The sequence below is a fragment of the Phaeobacter piscinae genome (assembly GCF_002407245.1).
In the GTDB taxonomy this organism is placed as follows: domain Bacteria; phylum Pseudomonadota; class Alphaproteobacteria; order Rhodobacterales; family Rhodobacteraceae; genus Phaeobacter; species Phaeobacter piscinae.
Genome location: NZ_CP010681.1, coordinates 3,066,352 through 3,086,547, shown reverse-complemented (window position 1 = coordinate 3,086,547; position 20,196 = coordinate 3,066,352). Strand labels below are relative to the sequence as shown.

The following is a 20,196-nucleotide window of genomic DNA, read 5'->3' as shown; positions in this document are numbered from 1 at the left end:
TCGGGCCGTGATCAGGCCAGCAGGCGGCGTGCGATCACCTGTGCCTGAATTTCTGCGGCACCCTCAAAGATATTGAGGATACGGGCATCACACAGAACCCGGCTGATTTTGTATTCCAGCGCAAAGCCATTGCCACCATGGATTTGCAAACCGTTGTCAGCCGCCGCCCAGGCGACGCGCGCACCCAGCAGTTTGGCCATGCCAGCTTCGAGGTCGCAGCGGTGGCCGTTGTCCTTTTCCCAAGCAGAGAAATAAGTCAGCTGACGCGCGATCATGATCTCCACCGCCATCATCGCCAGCTTAGAGGCCACACGCGGGAAGGCGATCAGCGGTTTGCCGAACTGCTTGCGATCCTGCGCATATTGCATCGCAATATCGAGGGCAGATTGGGCAACACCGATGGCACGGGCGGCGGTCTGGATGCGCGCGGACTCAAAGGTCTCCATCAACTGCTTGAAGCCCTTGCCCTCATCTCCACCGAGGAGGTTTTCACGCTTCACGTGAAACCCGTCAAAGCCCAACTCGTATTCCTTCATGCCGCGATAGCCCAGAACCTCAATTTCGCCACCGGTCATACCTTCGGTCGGGAACGGGTTTTCATCCGTGCCCGGTGTTTTTTCGGCCAGGAACATCGACAGGCCACGGTGATCGGTCGTGTTGGGGTCCGTCCGCGCCAGAAGCGTCATAACATGGGTGCGGGCGGCATGGGTGATCCAGGTCTTGTTGCCGGTGATCCGGTAGTCGCCATTGTCGTCCTGTACGGCACGGGTGCGCAGGGCGCCGAGATCGGAACCTGTGTTTGGTTCTGTGAACACAGCGGTTGGCAGGATTTCTGCGCTGGCAATCCTGGGCAGCCAACTGGCTTTCTGTTCCTCGGTGCCACCGGCTATGATCAGCTCAGCCGCGATTTCCGACCGGGTGCCAAGGCTGCCAACACCGATATAGCCACGCGACAGCTCCTCTGAGACCACGCACATCGAGGCCTTGGAGAGGCCAAACCCACCGTATTCTTCGGGAATGGTCAGGCCAAAAACACCCATTTCGGCCAGATCTTCGATGATCTCCATCGGGATCAGCTCATCCTTCAGGTGCCAGTCGTGGGCGTTTGGCTCGACCTTTTCGAGCGCGTAGCGGCGGAACTGGTCCCGGATCATCTCCAGTTCTTCGTCAAGACCGGAGGCGCCAAACATCACGGAACCGGCCTGTTCCTGCATCAGCTCGACGAGCCGCAGGCGTGCGGCCTGAGTATTTCCGCTATCGCAGAGCGTCATCACAGCAGGCGCCATCAGCATCCGCTGGCTGTCCTGCGACAGGCCAAGATCCTGCAGACGCAGGATTTCACCCTGATTCATCTGAATGCCACCGTAGATCTGCCAGAGGTATTCGCCAAAACCGATCTGAAGCATCAACTGCTCCATCTCGCCAAACTTGTCATCTGCCTGTAGCTGCGCGGCCCAACGATGCATCTGACGCAGGCTGTAAGCGTAGGTCGCAAGCCAAGCGAGCCCATGGGCAGCTGTCTGATGCGCCTCAACCAACGCCCCGGAGACGCGCCCGTCCTCGCTGACCTGTTCGCGTACTGTCGCGCGCGCTGCCTCCAGCAGCTGGTCCACCGGCTCCAGCGCAGCAGCGGTCAGTGTCAGCACGTCAGAGATAAGCGTCGGTTGCATTTGCGGGTCCTGTCCATCGTGGGCCATGAATCACATCCTTTTCAGCTGCGTATGTGGTAAATCATTTTGCAGCTGCAGCGCAACAAAAATACCCTGTGACATTATGTTTGGACCAAAAATTACGTAGCGATTTAGCGCACGCAGCGACGGAAACCTGTGCTAAGGGTCTGATCATGTCAGATAATTCATTTGTTATACTTTTCCTCCCGGCAGAGCTTGCCTCTTTAAACCTGCTAGCGGCCTTTGCGATTGCAGCGCTTGCCGGCGCCGTGAAGGGAATGGTCGGCTTCGCCATGCCGATGATCCTCGTGTCCGGCCTTAGCCTGTTCTTGCCGCCGGATATTGCCTTGGCGGGGCTGATCCTCCCCACTTTGGTGACCAATGGAATGCAGGCCCTGCGACAGGGCGCGCAGGCGGCCTGGCAGTCGATGAAACGGTTCAGGATCTTCCTGTTGGTTGGTCTCGTTTTTCTCTTGGCAAGCGCGCAACTTGTCCGGGTTTTGCCACAGGATGTTATGCTGATCCTGATTGGTGCCCCGATCACCCTATTTGCCCTGCTACAACTGTTTGGGATCGCCATCCCTATCTCCCGCGCCACACCGCGCGTTGAGGCGATAGTTGCGGCCTTCGCGGGGTTCATCGGTGGGTTCTCCGGGATTTGGGGGCCGCCGACAGTGGCCTATCTGACCGCCCTCGGCACTGAAAAACGTGAACAGATGCGGGTACAGGGTGTGATTTACGGGCTGGGCGCGGTGGCGCTGCTGATCGCGCATATCGGGTCAGGTGTGATGCGTGCAGATACAGCGCCGTTTTCGTTCCTGCTGATCCCGCCGGCTATTTTGGGCATGTGGATCGGTGGACGCTTGCAGGACCGGATCAATCAGGCCACCTTTCGACGTGCAACGCTGTTTGTACTGCTGGTCGCCGGGGCGAATTTGCTGCGGCGCGGACTGATGTATTAGGGCCTAACAAGCGTGTTAGGGTCGGTATGGGGCAAAAAACGCGCAGAAAGGGCCGCAGATGCCAAAGCGATTGACTGCGGAACAGCTGGCCACCGCATCCATTGCGGTTGCACTTCTGGTGCTTGCAGCAAAGGTGCTGGCCTGGTGGTTGACCGGCTCAATTGCGCTGTTTTCCGATGCGATGGAGTCTCTGGTCAATATTGGTGGTGCAATCATTGCCTGGTTTGCGGTCCGCTACGCCAATCGCCCGGCTGATGCAGGCCATCCCTTTGGTCACCACAAGGCGGAGTATTTCTCGGCTGTTGTGGAAGGGATCATGATCATCGTGGCGGCGCTGTTGATCCTTCAGGAGGCGGTCAGCGCCTTGGTCGCGCCGACGCCTTTGGTTTGGAATACCGCCGGATTGTGGGTGAATGCAGCCGCGATGGTGATCAATCTTCTTTGGGCGCGGGTGCTGATCACACGGGGGGCGGCCCTTAAATCTCCGGCATTGGCCGCGGGCGGCCGCCATCTGATGAGTGATGTCTGGACCTCCGCAGGAGTTCTGATCGGGTTGATTCTTGCGATGGGGACGGGCTGGTCTTTGCTGGATCCAATCCTGGCCCTGGTGGTCGCGGTCAATATTCTGCGCGAGGGCTATCTGGTTGTGGCCTCATCAGTTGGGGGTCTGATGGATCAGGCCGCACCCCAGAATGAACGGGACGAGATTGCCGCGATTATTCACAGAACCGCGCAAGGCGCGTTGCAGGTGCATGGGCTAAAAACCCGTAGAGCCGGGCGGGCGGTGTTTGTCGAATTTCATATGGTCGTCGCAGGAGACATGACCGTGCGGACATCTCATGCGATCTGTGATCGGATCGAAGAAGCGATCCGTGCCTCGCTGTCAACGGCGCAGGTCACGATCCACGTGGAACCGGAGCACAAGCTGGAAGACAGCGGGATTCAGTTGGGGCAGTGAGGTATGGTCTCTCCTGAGACAAAAAAGCCCCGATCCGAGGATCAGGGCTTTTCGTGTTTCGAAGCTGTGCAGCTCAGCTGATCGCAGCGGCTTTCACATCATCATCAATGTAGGGCAGGTACTGTTCGAAATTGTTAGAGAACATCTGAACCAGCTTCGCAGCCTGCGTGTCATAGGCGGCCTGATCGTCCCAGGTGCGGCGCGGATCCAGCAGGACTTCGGCCACACCGGGCACTGTGACGGGCACATCAAAGCCAAAGTTGCCGTCTTTACGGAACTCTGCTTCGGCGAGGGAGCCGTCCAGCGCAGCGGTCAGCAGGGCGCGGGTCGCGCGGATCGGCATGCGGGAGCCGATGCCATAGGCGCCACCGGTCCAGCCGGTGTTGACCAGCCAGCAAGTCGCACCGTGCTCGGCAATCTTTTCACGCAGGAGGTTGCCGTACACTTCCGGGCGGCGCGGCATGAAGGGGGCACCAAAGCAGGTGGAGAAGGTCGGTTCCGGCTCGGTCACGCCGCGCTCGGTGCCTGCCACCTTAGAGGTGAAACCGGACAGGAAGTGATACATCGCCTGCGCCGGGGTTAGCCGCGCGATCGGAGGCAGCACCCCAAAGGCATCACATGTCAGCATGATGATGTTCTTGGGGTGGCCGCCGCGGGCGCTTTCCGAAGCATTGGAGATATAATGCAGCGGGTAGGCGCAGCGCATGTTCGCAGTCAGGCTGTCATCGTTGAAATCCAGCTCCTTGGTCTCTGGGTCGAACACCATGTTCTCAATCACGGTGCCGAACTTGGACGTCGTTGCGTAAATTTCCGGCTCTGCCTCGGCATTCAGGTTGATGGTCTTGGCATAGCAGCCACCTTCAAAGTTGAAGGTGCCGTTGTCAGCCCAGCCGTGTTCATCGTCACCGATCAGCACGCGGTCCGGGTCGGCAGACAGGGTGGTTTTACCAGTGCCCGACAGGCCAAAGAACACTGCGGTGTCGACCGGGTTGCCCTTGGCGTGGTTGGCGGAGCAGTGCATCGGCATGATGCCTTTCTCCGGCAGCAGATAGTTCAGCAGCGAGAAGACGGATTTCTTGTTTTCGCCCGCATATTCGGTACCGCCGATCAGGATCATCTTGCGATCAAAGTTCATCGCGATCACAGTTTCGCTGCGGCAGTTGTGGCGCTCCGGATTGGCCAGAAAGCTCGGGCAGTTGATGACAGTGAAATCCGCGATGAAGTCGTTCAGATCTTCGCGGTCGGGGCGGCGCAGCATGGTCCGAATGAACAGACCGTGCCAAGCCAGCTCTGTCACCATGCGGACGTTGATCGCATGGGCGGGATCCGCACCACCGACGAGGTCCTGAACATAGTATTCCTTGCCCTGCATATGGGCGAGCATATCCTCATAGAGCGCGTCAAAGCCCTCGGGGCTCATCTCGGCATTGTTTTCCCACCAAATGGTCTTGGCCACACTGTCGGTTTTAACGACATGTTTGTCCTTGGGAGAGCGGCCGGTGAACTTGCCGGTGGTGACCAGAAAGGCACCGCCATTGCCAAGCGTACCTTCGTCGCGCTTTAGGGCCGCCTCGATCAGGGCTGGCTCCATGAGGTTATAATAGACGTTCCCCAGTCCTTCGATACCTTGATCTTCGAGGCGGAATTGCGGGTTAACCCGTCCAGATGCCATGTGTTCTTTCTCCTGTGACGACCATCAAAGGCCGCAAACAATAAAAGCCGCGCCCTGGGGCAGAAATCGGCACAACCGGCCGATGTGGCTGGTCTTAACATGAGGGTTTGCACGCTGAACAGAACGGTTTGACGCAGTTAGCGCCATCAAGGCGATGTTTAGCGCAACCATTTTTTTTAAAGACAATTTGCAGGGGTGGCTGCCGGAATCTTCAGCACCTGCTAAGGTATTTTTGTCTCAATTGAGGCGAAACTGTGTCCGAATTCTTCAATTGGCATTGATTCGCCGAGGCAGAACGGCGATGAACGTCTAAAAAACGCAAAAAGAGCAGATTAGGGGCCACTCAGATGTCTAAGATTGCTTTAGTCGATGATGATCGGAATATCCTGACTTCGGTCTCGATGACGCTGGAGGCTGAAGGCTTCGAGGTCGAGACCTATAACGACGGGCAGGCTGCGTTGGATGCGTTCAACAAAAAACTGCCGGATATGGCCGTTCTCGATATCAAGATGCCGCGCATGGACGGCATGGATCTGTTGCAGCGGCTGCGGCAGAAAACCCAGATGCCGGTGATCTTTCTCACCTCCAAGGATGATGAGATTGACGAGGTGCTGGGCCTGCGCATGGGCGCCGACGACTACGTCAAAAAACCGTTCTCGCAGAGACTGTTGGTCGAGCGGATCCGTGCCCTGCTGCGCCGTCAGGAAGCAATCAGCGGTGATGCGGTCGCGACGACCACTGAAAACAAGGTGATGGAACGCGGCAACCTGCGGATGGATCCGCTGCGCCATTCGGTTAGCTGGAAGGGGCAGGATGTGTCACTGACCGTGACCGAATTCCTGCTGCTGCAAGCGCTGGCGCAACGCCCCGGATTTGTCAAAAGCCGCGATCAACTGATGGATGTCGCCTACGATGATCAGGTCTATGTCGACGACCGGACCATCGACAGCCACATCAAGCGCCTGCGCAAGAAGATGCGCAGCGCCGACTCCGAATTCTCGGCGATTGAGACGCTTTACGGTATCGGGTACCGTTATAATGAAGAGTAACCCCCGTCTGGGGGCAGGCGGAGTAAAACGCCGATGCGCGATTCCGGCATAAGCCGTTCACAGCGGGATAATGATGTTGTTCTGGGCGACGACTGGGTCGCACCGGACCAAAACGTCACGCGTGAACTGCAGGACAAGCGCGCGCGCCGTGGTGTGCTGTCGCTGCGGGGCTCTCCGCTGACGCGCAAGATCATCACGCTGAACCTCATCGCGCTGATCATTCTGGTCTCGGGTATTCTTTATCTCAATTCCTCACGCCAGAGCCTGGTATTGCAGCGCGCCGGTGCCCTTGCGGCAGAGGCGATGCTGATCTCAGATGTATTTGAGGCGCAGTTGCCAGAGGTCGGGACGGTCAGCCTGGCTGTTGGCGATGGCATTGATCCGGTGACGACTTTGCAGAATATCAGCCTGCGAGCCGGGGCTGAGGTCTTTGTTTTTGATACCGCCGGTACGCTGATCGCGCAGACCAAAGGGGTTGAACAAGGCGGCGCGCTGGATCTGCTGACGGATGACAACCCGTCAGCCACGCTGATCAGCGATGGGCTCGCCGCACTCTGGTCGGCGGCAGGCGGTTTGCTCAAATCGGATACGCCGGAGCCTGCGGCTCAGCCGTTGGAAGACCAGCTGCGCGGGATGGTGCAGCAGGCCCTGGCTGGCGGAACCGAGGTGAAGGCCGTTGTCGACACCAGCGGTGGTACGGTATTCTCCGCAGCCACGCCGATCCTCTTTCAGGGCCAGGCCATCGGTGTTGTGACACTGGCGTCGCCGACCGGAGAGATCGACGCCCTGGTGCGTGGTGAACAAGAACGCGTCTTGCAGATGTTTGTTGTGGCCCTGGTGGTCTCTATCGGTTTGAGCTTGGTCCTCGCCTCCACCATCGCGAACCCGCTCGCGGATCTGGCCGAAGCGGCTGAGCTGGGCCGGGATGGGGATTCCCGAAAATCCAAACCGGGGCGTATCCGTATACCCGATTTGAGTGCGCGTCCCGATGAAATTGGCCGCCTCAGTCGGGCGCTGCGCGGCATGGTGAAGGCACTTTATAACCGCATTGACAGCAATGAGCAGTTTGCGGCGGACGTCGCGCATGAGATCAAGAACCCGCTGGCGAGCCTGCAATCTGCCGTGGGAACGCTGCGGATGATCAAACGCGAAGACCAGCGTGAGAAGCTGTTGGACGTCATCGAACATGATGTGCGGCGTCTGGACAGGCTGGTCAGCGATATTTCCAATGCCTCACGGCTGGATGCGGAATTGGTCAAAGAAGAAGAAGAGAGTTTTGATCTGCTGCATATGCTCGGCAACCTGAACCAATTCCTCGGCGAGGACGCCCGCGGGAAGGGCATTGATTACATCACCGATTTGCCGAAAACCCCGATCACAATCCAGGGGCTGGAGGCACGACTGGCCCAGGTTTTTGTCAACCTGATTACAAATGCGATTTCGTTTTGCGAGGATGGCGATGCGATCCGGGTCTGGGCGCGCCGCCGCGACAATCGCGTTTTGGTCGTGGTGGAGGACACCGGTCCCGGCATCCCCGATCAGGCCCTGAGCAAAGTGTTCAAGCGTTTCTATTCGCAGCGCCCTGTTGAGCATTTCGGCAATAACTCCGGCCTCGGCCTGGCGATTTCCAAACAGATTGTCGAAGCACACGGTGGTGTGATCTGGGCCGAAAACATTCGCCCAACCGAAGCCGACATCACCTCGGAGCCTTTGGGGGCGCGGTTCGTCGTCGGCCTGCCGGTCTGAGTGATGATCGCAGCCCCAACCTGCCGATTGCACGCCAGCTGCGTCGACGTCACAGGGCATGGGGTGCTGATAACCGGCCGATCCGGCAGTGGAAAATCGACATTGGCCTTGCAGTTGATGGCCCTTGGTGCAGCGCTTGTCTCCGATGATCAGGTGATCGTGACTGCACATGATCAGGGGTTGGAAGCCACAGCCCCTGATGCCTTGCATGGCATGATCGAGGCACGCGGCATGGGCCTGCTGCGGGCCAGCGCCTGTTCGCGATCCCGACTGACAGCGGTGGTCGATCTGGAGCAGCTTGAAACAGATCGCCTGCCACCCCAGCTGGAAACCATGATCTTGAACCAACCAATCCGCCTGTTGCGCCGCGTCGATGGTCCGCAGTTCGCGCCTGCCCTGATACAGTTGCTCAAATACGGAAGCGTTAATCCCGATGCGTGACCCGGATATTGCCTGCGACCCGACGGCGGTGCCGATCGTCCTGGTGACAGGCCCGTCTGGTGCGGGGCGCACCACGGCGATCAATGTGTTGGAGGATCTCGGGTTTGAGGCGATTGACAACCTGCCGCTTCGGTTGCTGCCTGGACTGGTTGAGGCCAACAGCCTGACCCGCCCGATGGCGCTTGGGCTCGACAGTCGCAACCGCGACTTCTCCCCGGCGGCGCTGCTTGATGTCATTGATATGCTGTCCGCGCGCCAGGATCTTGATCTGACCGTGCTCTATCTTGATGCGGACCGCGATGTTCTGCTGCGGCGCTATTCGGAAACCCGCAGACGGCACCCGCTTGCCCCGGCAGAAGATCCTGAGGTTGGTGTTTTGCGCGAGATCGATCTGATGCTGCCGATCCGCGACCGGGCTGACCTGTTGCTGGATACTTCCGAAATGAACATCCATCAACTCAAGGCGGATATCGAGCGGCGCTTCGCCCCCGGCGGGCGCTCTCTGGCAGTGTCCTTGCAGAGCTTTTCCTACAAACGCGGCGTGCCGCGCAGCATTGATATGGTGTTCGACTGTCGATTTCTGCGGAACCCTTATTGGGAGCAGAGCCTGCGCACCCTGGATGGGCGCGATGCGGCGGTACAGTCCTACGTGCGTGAGGACAGCCGCTATCAGCCGTTTTTCGACCGGGTGCTTGATCTGATCCGCTTGTTGTTGCCTGCTTACCGAGAAGAAGGTAAGTCGCATCTCTCTATAGCATTTGGATGCACCGGAGGGCAGCACCGCTCGGTCACATTGGCAGAAACCCTGGCCAAGGATCTTGCGGAAGATGGGCAGCAGGTGTCAATTAGACACCGCGAGCTGCATGGCCAGCGACAGAAGTGAGGGACCGGCTTGATCGGAATCGTGATCGTTGCACATGGGGGGTTGGCCAGAGAGTATCTGGCCGCCGTGGAGCATGTCGTGGGTCCTCAGGTCTACCTTGAGGCCATCAGTATCGGTCCGGAAGATAACCGGGACGAGAAACAGCGCGAGATCTGTGGGGCCGCTGATGCGGTCGACAGCGGCGGCGGCGTGGTGGTGGTCACGGATCTTTTTGGCGGGTCTCCGTCCAATCTCAGTCTGTTGGCCTGTACCCCCGCAAACCGACGCATTCTCTACGGGGCCAATCTTCCGATGCTGATCAAACTGGCAAAATCTCGCCATTTGCCGGTGGCCGATGCGGTCCGGCATGCCATGGAGGCGGGACGCAAGTACATTAACGCCCAAAACATCAACCCCGAAGGGGAGCAAGCGCATTAAATGGTTCAGAAAACGCTGAAAATAGTCAACGAAAAAGGACTGCACGCGCGCGCATCGGCCAAGCTGGTGGAAGTGGTTGAAGGCTTTGATGCCACGGCCGAGGTGTCGCGGGATGGGCTGTCAGCCTCGGGAGACAGCATCATGGGGCTTTTGATGTTGGCAGCCTCAAAAGGAACGACTATTGACATCGAAACTTCGGGCCCGGATGCAGAGGCACTGGCCTCCGCGCTGGATACGCTTGTTGCCGACAAGTTCGGCGAAGGCTACTGAGGCTCATTCACGACTACGGAACAGGACAAGGCACTTGGCGGATACAGCGCATGATCGGGACACTGGCGTGACGCCAGGGACCGAAGAGACCGGCGAGATCTATGACCGCCGCACGCTCACCTACGCCAATTCCTTTGACGATCGCTGGACGTCGCTTGCGATCCGGGCCATCGAGTGGTGCACGGGGAAGCTGACGATCCTGCGTATGGTACGTCGTTTTGAACGCAGCAATGCTGAATATCGTGGCCAGAAATTCTGGCGCGGCGCCCTGAATGTGATGGGCATTGATCTCGAAACCCCCATGGAGCAGATCCAGCGTATCCCCGGTGAGGGACCGGTGGTTGTGGTTGCGAACCACCCCCATGGGATGGTTGATGGCATGATCTTCGCAGACCTCATTGGCCGCGTGAGGCAGGACTACCGAATTCTGACCCGTTCGGTGCTGACCGGGCTGGATGAGGCGGCGACCTCTTTCATGATCCCAGTGCCATTCCCCCATGACCCCGAAGCGCAAAGCAAGATGGTTGAGATGCGGGCCAAGACTATGGCTCATCTGAAGGAGGGTGGGGTGGTCGCGCTGTTCCCCTCTGGCGTGGTGATGTCCTCGGAGACATGGTTCGGTCCCGCGATTGAGCAGGAGTGGAACGTTTTCACAGCGCAGCTCATCCGTCGGTCTGGCGCGCGGGTAGTGCCAATTTTCTTCCCGGGCAGCAATTCCCGTTGGTACCAGATTGCCAACCGGGTTTCGCCGATCCTGCGACAGGGGTTGCTGCTGCATGAAATCGTGCGGTCCTGCAACAAACCGCAAAGCCCGGTGGTCGGCGAACCGCTGACCGAGGCACAGATGGAAAAACTGCAGAGCGATCCGCGCGGCTTTATGGCCTGGCTGCGGGAGCATACGCTCAGCCTCGGCAAAGACAGTTGATCAAACTCTCATTTTTTCTTCTGGCTAAACGTATCCAAGGGGTAAATTGGCCATCAGGCCAAGAGGGGGCAGCGCCCCCTCCGCTCTTTCAAGATCAGCGCGTCGGCACCGGGGTTTCGCCGCGATAGTCATAGAACCCGCGCTGTGTCTTGCGGCCAAGCCAGCCAGCTTCCACATATTTTGTCAGCAGCGGGCAGGGACGATATTTGGTATCCGCCAGACCGTCATGCAGCACATTCATGATCGCCAGACAGGTGTCCAGGCCGATAAAATCAGCCAATTCAAGCGGACCCATCGGGTGGTTGGCGCCCAGTTTCATAGACTCGTCGATGGATTTCACCGATCCCACGCCCTCATAGAGGGTATAAACCGCTTCATTGATCATCGGCATCAGAATGCGGTTCACGATGAAAGCCGGGAAATCTTCGGCGCTGGCTGCGGTCTTGCCCAGCTTTTCCACCACCGCATGACAGGCTGAGAAGGTGGCTTCATCAGTGGCAATGCCACGGATCAGCTCGACCAGCTGCATCACCGGAACCGGGTTCATGAAATGGAAGCCCATGAACCGCTCTGGGCGGTCGGTGCGGCTGGCCAGTCGGGTGATGGAAATCGACGAGGTGTTGGACGTGAGAATCGTATGCGGCAGCAGATGCTGGAGCAGATCCTCGAAAATGGCCTGCTTAACGGTCTCCCGCTCTGTCGCCGCCTCAATCACCAGATCGGTCTTGCCAATGTCGGCCAGCGTCAGTGTTGTTGAAATACGCCCCAGCGCGGCCTCAACTTCGGTCTGATCGATCTTGCCTTTGCTGGCTTGACGGGTCAGGTTTTTCTGGATCGCGCTTACGGCCGCGTCCAGTGCCTGCTGGCTTATATCATTAAGAACAACGTCATAGCCCGCCAAGGCCATCACGTGAGCGATGCCGTTGCCCATCTGGCCTGCACCAATCACGCCTATTTTCTGGATGTCCATCGCTCGTGCCTCTTGTGAGTTTTCCGGCGGATCATACTGGCGGGTCTGTGGACGGCACAAGGCCGATTGGGTGGCTTTTTAGGCAAAGTTTAGCATTAGCATTTCGTCAACGGATCTCGGGTTAGGTGAGTCTCGGGTGAAATTTGGTGGGTATGATGAGCTATGAACTCAAGAGCGCGACAGCGCTTGCGGGCGAGCCTTGCAGCTATGCGGGTTCGAAATTATTGGTCCGCGGGCCGGCGCGTAATCTGACTGAACCATATTTGGCATTTATTGGCGGCACAGAGGTCTTCGGACGCTTTGTCGAACGACCGTTTGTTACTGAAACTGAGGCGTTGCTTGATCGTATTTGCGTAAATCTGGGCAGTGTGAACGCCGGAGTCGACAGTTTCCTGAGCGACGCTGATATTCTGGAGATCGCGGGCCGGGCCGAAACAACGCTTTTGCAGGTGCTTGGGGCACAAAATATCTCCAACGGCTATTACAAGGTGCATCCACGACGTAATGACAGGTTCCTCTGTGCACATGACCCATTGTTGGAGCTCTACCCGGAAGTGGATTTTACCGAATATCACTTTAACAAGCATTTGCTGAACGCGCTCAGATCTTGCTGCACAACCCGTTACGAAACGGTTCGCGATCATCTGCAGGATACGTGGGTTGAACGTATGGGGGAGTTGATCTCCGCCCTGAACGGTGCAGTGACGCTGCTGTGGGTGCACTACGACGTCGACCAGCAGGTTTTATTCGGTCACGAACCTGCCCTCGTGGACCGGCCCATGGTGGATGCGCTACGCGCCCGCGTCCTCGGGGTGTTGGAAATCCCCGTGCATACCGCGCGGGATGCAGCTGATATTGACGGCATGTTTTATGGCCAGCTTGATCTGCCTTCGGCGCAGCGCATGCTGGGACCAAAGGAGCATCTGCGGATAGCGCAACAGGTGGCGCAGTATCTGCGACCCCGTCTGAAAACCTAAGGTCTACACTACTGGACCACAGGCCCGAAGGGTGGCCACGAAAAAAGCCCGCAACACTAGTTGCGGGCTTCCTCATGAGATATCTGCGAAGCCTACAGCTTCTCGATCAGCTCGGGCACAGCCTGAAACAGGTCCGCGACCAGACCATAGTCGGCTACTTGGAAGATCGGGGCCTCTTCGTCTTTGTTGATCGCGACAATGATCTTGGAGTCTTTCATGCCTGCCAGGTGCTGGATTGCACCGGAGATGCCAACCGCAACATACAACTCAGGTGCGACGACCTTACCGGTCTGACCCACCTGCCAGTCGTTTGGCGCATAGCCTGAATCGACAGCCGCGCGGGATGCACCAACTGCGGCCCCCAGCTTGTCTGCGAGGCTTTCGATCAGTTTGAAGTCCTCCTCGGAGCCAACACCGCGACCACCGGACACAACCACACCGGCCGAGGTCAGCTCGGGGCGATCGCTGGCAGCGACTTTGTCCTCAACCCATTCGGACAGGCCGGGGTTTTCGGCTGCGGAGATGGTGTCAACAGAGGCAGAGCCGCCGTCGCCAGCCGCGTCAAAGGTGGAGGTCCGGAAGGAAATCACCTTTTTCGCATCGCGCGACTTCACGGTCTGTACCGCGTTACCCGCGTAGATCGGGCGCTCAAACGTGTTGCCATCGACAACGCCGGACACATCCGAGATCACCATAACATCCAAGAGCGCCGCCACGCGCGGCAGGACGTTCTTGGCGTCTGTGGTCGCGGGCGCAACGATGTGTTCATAGTCGGAAGCCAGCGACGCGATCAGCGCTGCAGTCGGCTCCGCCAGGCGGTGACCCAGCGACGCATCTTCGGCGACCAGAACCTTGGCGACGCCTGCGATCTTCGCGGCTTCTTCGCCAGCGGCGGCTGCGGATGCACCAGCGGCCAGCACTGTCACATCGCCCAGTCTGCCCGCAGCGGTAACCGCTTTTGCAGTTGCGTCCAGTGCCAGGGCACCATCGGTCACTTCGGCAAGGAGAAGAACAGCCATTACACAGCCCCCGCTTCTTTGAGTTTCCCAACCAGCTCATCGACCGAACCCACAATGATGCCAGCGGCACGGGCTTCGGGTTCTTTGGTGGAGATGATTTCCAAGCGCGGCGAGACGTCGACGCCGTAGTCGGCGGCGGTTTTCTCGTCGAGCGGCTTTTTCTTCGCTTTCATGATGTTCGGAAGCGAGGCGTAGCGCGGCTCGTTCAGGCGCAGGTCCACGGTGACGATGGCGGGCATCTTCACTTTGATGGTCTGCAGGCCGCCGTCCACTTCGCGGGTCACAACAGCGTTATCGCCATCGACGTCCAGCTCAGAGGCAAAGGTGCCTTGCGACCAACCCAAGAGCGCAGACAGCATCTGACCGGTTGCGTTCATGTCGTTGTCGATCGCTTGCTTGCCGGCCAGAACCAGACCGGGCTGCTCTTCCTCGACCACTTTGGCGAGGATCTTGGCGACGGCCAGAGGCTCGATGTCGGTGTGTACATCTTCAGCGGCGTTGACCAGGATCGCGCGGTCGGCGCCCATGGCCAATGCGGTCCGCAGGGTCTCCTGCGCCTGCTTCACACCGATGGAGACAACGACGATCTCATCAGCTTTGCCGGCTTCCTTGAGGCGGATGGCCTCTTCGACGGCGATTTCGTCGAACGGGTTCATCGACATTTTGACGTTGGCGAGATCGACACCGCTGCCGTCCGCTTTGACGCGGACCTTCACGTTGTAGTCAATCACGCGCTTGACAGGCACGAGTACCTTCATTTTGCGTTCTCTCCTTAACAAACGGCAAGCCGCCGAGGCGACTCTCCTCCATGCTCTCGCGATGTTGATAGCGGCTTAGATTGCGCCGCAACAGGGCAAAATCGTCACGTTACCGCCCTCCGACGTCGCGTCTGACGGTTTGCATCAGCAGTTTTGCAGGAATGTTGCGACGCAAGATGCTGCACTGCCGCAAGGGAAGCAGATCACACCGTAGAATCATGGCGCGGCGGCGGAGCGATCCGGGCGCGGGTGTGTCCATCAGTCAACGTCGGGCAGATGACGCGCCGTACGGGCCGATCAGACCTGCACGGCGCGATAGACGCGCTCCGGGGGGGCTAGCGATTGGCGCCTGGCACCCACAGAACATCGCGGGCCCCATTGTCATTGGCCGCGCGCGATGCGACGAAGAACCAGTCCGAGAGCCGGTTGAGATACTTCACCGCCGCTGGATTGATGTCCTCCTGCGTCGCCAGGTCGGTCGCCAAACGTTCAGCACGCCGCGCCACAGTGCGGCAGACATGCAAATGCGCGGAGAGTGCAGCCCCGCCCGGCAGCACGAAGCTGCGCAGCGGCGAGAGTTCCGCGTTCATCGTATCAATTTCCGCTTCCAGCCGCGCGACCTGCGCATCGGCAACCCGCAAGGGCGGGTAGTCAGCATCTGCATCCTTGTCCATTTCCGGCCGACACAGATCTGCGCCAAGATCAAAAAGGTCATTCTGAATGCGGGCCAGCGCGGCATCCATCTCATCCTTGGCCTCAAGCCGGGCCACCCCTACAAAGGCGTTCAGCTCATCCGAGGTGCCATAGGCGTTCACCCGCGCGGAATGTTTGGCGACACGGTCGCCATTGCCAAGCGCAGTGTCCCCTTTGTCGCCGGTGCGGGTGTAGATTTTGTTCAATACGACCATGGCTTACTGACCTCCCTGAGCGCGAAGATAGACGTAGCCAAGGATGAACACCACGGCGAGAAACTGAAACAGGATGCGCAGACGCATCATCTTATTGGCGTTTCTGGCATTGAAGGCACCACCGGCGCCGAACCCACCAATGCCGATCACCAGCACGATAACAGTTGCTGCGATGGCAGCAATTGCCAGGATGTAGAGCGGATCGCCCATCTTCTCATATTCCTTGTTTCTTGTCGCGCCAGCCGCTGCCCCCATGGCAGGTCTGGCCGCGCATCAGCTATCTAAGCCGCGCGAGGATGCGGTCAATCGCGCGTGTTGTCAGGATGCGTTTTAGCACACCGCCAATATGGGTCGGTACGGTGACATAGTAACGCGGATGCGGGCGTCGGCTCTCGCAGGCATGAACCAGCTTGGCCGTAACAGCGGAGGCGGGGAGCTCAAACCTGTCTGGCCCGGTGCTTTCATAGAGACGTGTCAGCAAACTCGCCTCATAGCGGTCACGCAGGGCGGAGTTTTCCCAGTCGACGTATTTCTCGAAATGCGGAATGGCTTTTTCGCGGATCTTCGATGTAACGGGGCCGGGTTCGATCAGGATGACATGGATCCCGCTGTCCCGCAGTTCCACCCGCATGGTGTCGGTCAGCCCCTCAATTGCGTGTTTGGTGGCGACATAGGCCCCGCGCCAAGGGAAGCTCACAAATCCGAGGATCGAGGAATTCTGCACGATGCGCCCGTGCCCCTGTGCGCGCATCACCGGGATGACGTTGCGGGTCAGCTCGTGCCAGCCAAAGACATTGCTTTCAAAGATGCTGCGCAGCCCGTCGGTGGAGACATCTTCGACCGCACCGGGCAGACCATGGGCGCCGTTGTTGAACAGAACATCCAATGTGCCGCCGGTGTGCTCCAGCACCTCGCCCAGGCCACTGCGGAGTGTCTCGGCATCTGTGTAGTCCATCAGTGGGCTGATGAACCCTTGGGCACGCAATCTGTCGCAATCGACGCGCTGACGGCAGGAGGCAAAAACAGTCCAGCCGCGCTCGCGCATCCCATGCGCTGCATCCAGGCCGATCCCGGAGGAGCAGCCTGTCATCAGGATCGTTTTTTGCATAAAGCCCCTCGCGCGGTCACCTGTACCGACGCTTTATGGGCGTTTCTGGCTCACCAGGGAAGCGGCAATCCAGCCAACTTTGCCGTCTTTTACGGTGCGCAGGTGCAACCAGCCGGTGCCGATATCTTCAAATACCGCAACTTCTTCACCGTTGCTCAGCCGGTCAACGATTGGATAGACCGTGCCCGGACCGGAGCGCATATTGACGCGCGTCGCCGTGATGGAGCGAATGTCAGCCTTCGGCTCCACGATGTCCTGCGGGTCGGTCTCAAGAGCGGCTTGGACCAGTGGTTGTGCCGATAGCCCGTCTGTGAGCGAGGCCAGCTGCACCGCTCCAGATGTTGCAGGGGACGTTTGGAAGCTCGCCTGAGACGCCGAGGTGGCCGAAAATGCGGTATCACTGTTGCTAAGGCCTGCGCCGACAGCGGCGATCTGCTCCATCGCGACCCGAGAACGCAGCGCGGGGTCGGCGGCTGGTCGGGCCGGTTTCGTGTTTGCCGCTTGTGTTGTGTCATTTTGCGGGACGCGCAGGGCCACCTTGCTGACCAGCGACTCAGCGGTCACCTGAGTGCTGCGCACGGATGTAGTCGATGGGCTGCTGTCGCTGCCAAAGGCTGCTTTGGCGATATCAATTGCTGCCGACGGACCCTGCGGCGGTTCAAAATCGGCGCCGCCACTGGCCTCGTAGAAGCCCCAGCCCAAGAATAGAAACGATGCAATAACAAAGCGTGACATATACAAATCCCCCCCAGGATTAGCCTGAAAATCTGTGCAAATTCACGAGTGGCGAGCGTCCGCCCGCATGCAGATAATACGCAGCTGCAGCACAGTTTGTTCCGGCGTCTTTCAATCCTACAGCAGTTTCGCGAGTCGCAATAGGGGAGAGGTGGCCGCTTTCTCCCCCGAGTGAGCGACGGTGCACACGAAGAGATGTCGGCGTTCGGCCCCCCCCTCTCATGTGGTTGTGGTCGGGCCGATATATGGGGGTAACTCCGCATTTTCTCACGGCCCCGCTTTACCAAGACTGGAGGGGGCAGTATCACCAATACATGACCGACCTGGTAGATGATCAAGACACCCCCGATTCCCCCGCATCCGGAGAAGTATTGGAACCGTTGCGCCGCGCGATTGGCGAGCGTTACCTGACCTATGCTCTCAGCACCATCATGCACAGGGCCTTGCCCGATGCGCGTGATGGTCTGAAACCGGTGCATCGCCGTATTCTCTACGCCATGAGCCGTCTGCGGCTCACCTCCACTGGCGGCTTTCTGAAATCGGCGAAGATTTCCGGTGACACCATGGGGGATTTCCACCCTCACGGCGATGCCGCGATTTATGATGCTATGGCGCGTCTGGCGCAGGACTTCAACGTCCGCTACCCGCTGGTCGACGGTCAGGGCAACTTTGGCAATATCGACGGCGATAACCCCGCGGCCTCGCGTTACACCGAGGCGCGGATGACCTTCGTTGCCGAGGCGATGCTGGAGGGTCTGAGTGAAAACGCCGTTGATTTCCGTGATAACTACGACGGACGTCTGACCGAACCGGCGGTGCTGCCTGCGACATTCCCGAATATCCTTGCCAATGGGGCGGCCGGTATCGCCGTGGGCATGGCAACCAATATCCCGCCGCACAACATTAGTGAGCTGATCGATGCCTGCCTGCATCTGATCAAGACCCCTGACGCGCGCGATGACACTCTGCTAAATTATGTGCCCGGGCCGGACTTCCCCACGGGCGGCATTATTGTTGAGCCCAAGGAGAACATCGCCAAGGCGTATACCACGGGGCGCGGGTCTTTCCGTCTGCGCTGCACCCATGAGGTCGAGGATCTGGGCCGCGGCCAATGGCAGATCGTGATCACCGAAATCCCCTATCAGGTGCAGAAATCGAAGCTGATCGAAAAGATCGCGGAACTGATCCAGACCAAGAAGATCCCCATTCTGGGTGATGTGCGCGACGAGTCGGCGGAGGATATCCGCATCATTCTTGAGCCGAAGTCCAAGAATGTGGACCCCGAAGTGCTGATGAACATGATGTTCCGCAACTCGGATCTGGAAATTCGCTTCAGCCTCAACATGAACGTCCTGATCGACGGGGTCACGCCCAAGGTCTGTTCGATGAAGGAGGTGCTGCGCGCCTTCCTTGATCACCGTCGCGATGTCTTGCAGCGCCGCTCGCAGCACCGGATGGATAAGATCGATCATCGTCTTGAGGTGCTCGAAGGCTTCATCATCGCCTTCCTCAATCTGGACCGCGTGATTGATATCATCCGCTATGACGATGATCCCAAAGCGGCGTTGATGCGGGAAAACTGGTCGCAGGATCACCCGCGCGCCTATACCGAAGCAGACTATGTTTCGCCTGCTACCGGTGCCGGGGAGTTGAGCGAGGTGCAGGCCGAGGCGATCCTCAACATGCGCCTGCGCAGCTTGCGCCGCTTGGAAGAGATCGAACTGGTGCGCGAACGTGACGCCCTGCGCGAAGAACGCGCCGGGCTGGTTGAATTGTTGGCGTCGGAAGACCTGCAATGGTCCCGCATCGCGGAACAGCTGAAGGACACCAAAAAGCAGTTCGGCAAAACCTATGAGGGCGGCCCGCGCCGCACCCGCTTTGCTGAGGCGGGAGAGGTCGAAGAGGTGCCGCTGGAAGCCATGATCGACCGCGAGCCGATCACTGTGGTTTGCTCGCAAATGGGCTGGATCCGGGCAATGACCGGCCATATCGATCTGGGGCGCGAATTGAAGTTCAAGGACGGCGACGGCCCGCGCTTCATCTTCCACGCCGAAACCACAGACCGGTTGCTGGTCTTCGCCTCCAACGGGCGGTTTTATACGATTTCCGCATCCAATCTGCCCGGCGGGCGTGGCATGGGAGAGCCATTGCGGCTGATGGTTGACCTGCCGAACGAGGTCGAAATCGTCGATATCCTGATCCACAATCCGGAAGGCCGCCTGCTGGTCGCTTCGGATGCGGGCAATGGTTTCATCTGCGCCGAGAAAGATATCGTGGCCCAGACCCGCAGCGGCAAACAGGTGCTGAACGTCAAAGACGACGACCGCGCCAAGATCTGTATCCCGGTGACGGGCGACCATGTTGCGGTGGTGTCCGAGAACGGCAAATTCCTTGTCTTCGCGGTTGAGGAAATGCCGGAACTGACCCGTGGCAAAGGCGTGCGTCTGCAGAAATACAACATGGCGCGTGGCAAGCAGGGCTCGTTGGAACTGGATGGCGGGCTGAGCGATGTCACCACCTTCAACTGGGATGATGGCCTCAGTTGGGAAATGGGTGGCGGCAAGACACGGCACGAAACTGACTTGGGGCAATGGCTGGGCAAACGCGCCGGTATCGGCAAGCGGCCGCCCTATGGTTTCCCGCGCAATTACAAATTCAAATAAGGCACCTCTTGCGGCCACGCACCTGTGGCCTCAGCGCCACCCGTCGGAACCACGGTGCCATCATG

20 protein-coding genes are annotated in these 20,196 nt (G+C 58.9%); 11 read left to right on the top strand and 9 right to left on the bottom strand.

The annotated features are described in order from the left end of the window. Window positions 1-11: 11 nt before the first annotated feature. Window positions 12-1,697, bottom strand: coding sequence for an acyl-CoA dehydrogenase family protein (locus phaeop14_RS14595; RefSeq protein ID WP_096789943.1), 1,686 nt, complete (start codon window positions 1,695-1,697; stop codon window positions 12-14). Between the two features lie 146 nt (window positions 1,698-1,843). Between phaeop14_RS14595 and phaeop14_RS14590 the strand changes: the two genes are divergently transcribed. Both phaeop14_RS14590 and phaeop14_RS14585 read left to right on the top strand, forming a co-directional pair. After that, window positions 1,844-2,632 (top strand): sulfite exporter TauE/SafE family protein, encoded by a 789-nt coding sequence (locus phaeop14_RS14590; protein WP_096789942.1) that lies wholly within the window; start codon window positions 1,844-1,846, stop codon window positions 2,630-2,632. Window positions 2,633-2,690: 58 nt separating this feature from the next. Then, window positions 2,691-3,590 carry a cation diffusion facilitator family transporter gene (locus phaeop14_RS14585; protein ID WP_096789941.1) on the top strand — a complete coding sequence of 300 codons (900 nt, stop codon included), beginning with the start codon at window positions 2,691-2,693 and terminating at the stop codon, window positions 3,588-3,590. Between the two features lie 73 nt (window positions 3,591-3,663). On the opposite strand, the gene phaeop14_RS14580 is transcribed toward phaeop14_RS14585, so the two are convergent. Then, window positions 3,664-5,262, bottom strand: a complete 1,599-nt coding sequence (locus phaeop14_RS14580; RefSeq protein ID WP_096789940.1) for a phosphoenolpyruvate carboxykinase — start codon at window positions 5,260-5,262, stop codon at window positions 3,664-3,666. Between the two features lie 347 nt (window positions 5,263-5,609). Between phaeop14_RS14580 and phaeop14_RS14575 the strand changes: the two genes are divergently transcribed. From phaeop14_RS14575 to phaeop14_RS14545, 7 genes are all read left to right on the top strand, one after another. Then, complete coding sequence (locus phaeop14_RS14575; protein ID WP_014876049.1) at window positions 5,610-6,311, top strand: response regulator transcription factor; 702 nt, start codon at window positions 5,610-5,612, stop codon at window positions 6,309-6,311. Between the two features lie 33 nt (window positions 6,312-6,344). Next, complete coding sequence (locus phaeop14_RS14570) at window positions 6,345-8,057, top strand: sensor histidine kinase (protein WP_096789939.1); 1,713 nt, start codon at window positions 6,345-6,347, stop codon at window positions 8,055-8,057. A gap of 66 nt (window positions 8,058-8,123) precedes the next feature. Continuing rightward, window positions 8,124-8,498 (top strand): HPr kinase/phosphorylase, encoded by a 375-nt coding sequence (locus phaeop14_RS14565; RefSeq protein ID WP_040181845.1) that lies wholly within the window; start codon window positions 8,124-8,126, stop codon window positions 8,496-8,498. Further along, entirely contained in the window at window positions 8,491-9,381 is an 891-nt protein-coding gene (gene rapZ, locus phaeop14_RS14560; RefSeq protein WP_040181714.1) for an RNase adapter RapZ, read from the top strand. Before phaeop14_RS14565 ends, rapZ begins: the two co-directional genes overlap by 8 nt. Window positions 9,382-9,390: 9 nt before the next feature. Beyond that, window positions 9,391-9,798 carry a PTS sugar transporter subunit IIA gene (locus phaeop14_RS14555; protein ID WP_040176058.1) on the top strand — a complete coding sequence of 136 codons (408 nt, stop codon included), beginning with the start codon at window positions 9,391-9,393 and terminating at the stop codon, window positions 9,796-9,798. Next, window positions 9,799-10,068 (top strand): HPr family phosphocarrier protein, encoded by a 270-nt coding sequence (locus phaeop14_RS14550; RefSeq protein WP_014876044.1) that lies wholly within the window; start codon window positions 9,799-9,801, stop codon window positions 10,066-10,068. A gap of 34 nt (window positions 10,069-10,102) precedes the next feature. Continuing rightward, entirely contained in the window at window positions 10,103-10,993 is an 891-nt protein-coding gene (locus tag phaeop14_RS14545) for a lysophospholipid acyltransferase family protein (RefSeq protein WP_040176060.1), read from the top strand. A 94-nt stretch (window positions 10,994-11,087) separates the two neighbouring features. On the opposite strand, the gene phaeop14_RS14540 is transcribed toward phaeop14_RS14545, so the two are convergent. Then, the gene (locus phaeop14_RS14540) at window positions 11,088-11,963 is read right to left on the bottom strand and encodes a 3-hydroxybutyryl-CoA dehydrogenase (RefSeq protein ID WP_096789938.1); all 876 of its coding nucleotides are present in this window, start codon (window positions 11,961-11,963) and stop codon (window positions 11,088-11,090) included. A 152-nt stretch (window positions 11,964-12,115) separates the two neighbouring features. On the opposite strand from phaeop14_RS14540, the gene phaeop14_RS14535 reads away from it, so the two are divergent. Continuing rightward, window positions 12,116-12,940, top strand: coding sequence for a DUF6473 family protein (locus phaeop14_RS14535; protein WP_244905837.1), 825 nt, complete (start codon window positions 12,116-12,118; stop codon window positions 12,938-12,940). Window positions 12,941-13,032: 92 nt separating this feature from the next. Here phaeop14_RS14535 and phaeop14_RS14530 read toward each other — a convergent pair whose 3' ends face one another. From phaeop14_RS14530 to phaeop14_RS14505, 6 genes are all read right to left on the bottom strand, one after another. Further along, window positions 13,033-13,959, bottom strand: coding sequence for an electron transfer flavoprotein subunit alpha/FixB family protein (locus phaeop14_RS14530; protein WP_096789937.1), 927 nt, complete (start codon window positions 13,957-13,959; stop codon window positions 13,033-13,035). Further along, the gene (locus tag phaeop14_RS14525; RefSeq protein WP_040176066.1) at window positions 13,959-14,717 is read right to left on the bottom strand and encodes an electron transfer flavoprotein subunit beta/FixA family protein; all 759 of its coding nucleotides are present in this window, start codon (window positions 14,715-14,717) and stop codon (window positions 13,959-13,961) included. The genes phaeop14_RS14530 and phaeop14_RS14525 overlap by 1 nt, the downstream gene beginning before the upstream one ends. Before the next feature lie 335 nt (window positions 14,718-15,052). Next, complete coding sequence (locus phaeop14_RS14520) at window positions 15,053-15,625, bottom strand: cob(I)yrinic acid a,c-diamide adenosyltransferase (protein WP_040181708.1); 573 nt, start codon at window positions 15,623-15,625, stop codon at window positions 15,053-15,055. Between the two features lie 3 nt (window positions 15,626-15,628). Next, window positions 15,629-15,835: a twin transmembrane helix small protein gene (locus tag phaeop14_RS14515; protein ID WP_040176068.1), complete on the bottom strand. Its 207-nt coding sequence runs from the start codon at window positions 15,833-15,835 to the stop codon at window positions 15,629-15,631. 67 nt (window positions 15,836-15,902) lie between these two features. After that, window positions 15,903-16,733, bottom strand: a complete 831-nt coding sequence (locus phaeop14_RS14510; protein WP_096789936.1) for an SDR family NAD(P)-dependent oxidoreductase — start codon at window positions 16,731-16,733, stop codon at window positions 15,903-15,905. Window positions 16,734-16,766: 33 nt separating this feature from the next. Further along, window positions 16,767-17,468, bottom strand: coding sequence for an SH3 domain-containing protein (locus phaeop14_RS14505; protein WP_096789935.1), 702 nt, complete (start codon window positions 17,466-17,468; stop codon window positions 16,767-16,769). A gap of 314 nt (window positions 17,469-17,782) precedes the next feature. On the opposite strand from phaeop14_RS14505, the gene phaeop14_RS14500 reads away from it, so the two are divergent. After that, the gene (locus phaeop14_RS14500) at window positions 17,783-20,131 is read left to right on the top strand and encodes a DNA topoisomerase IV subunit A (RefSeq protein WP_040181700.1); all 2,349 of its coding nucleotides are present in this window, start codon (window positions 17,783-17,785) and stop codon (window positions 20,129-20,131) included. Window positions 20,132-20,196: the final 65 nt, after the last annotated feature.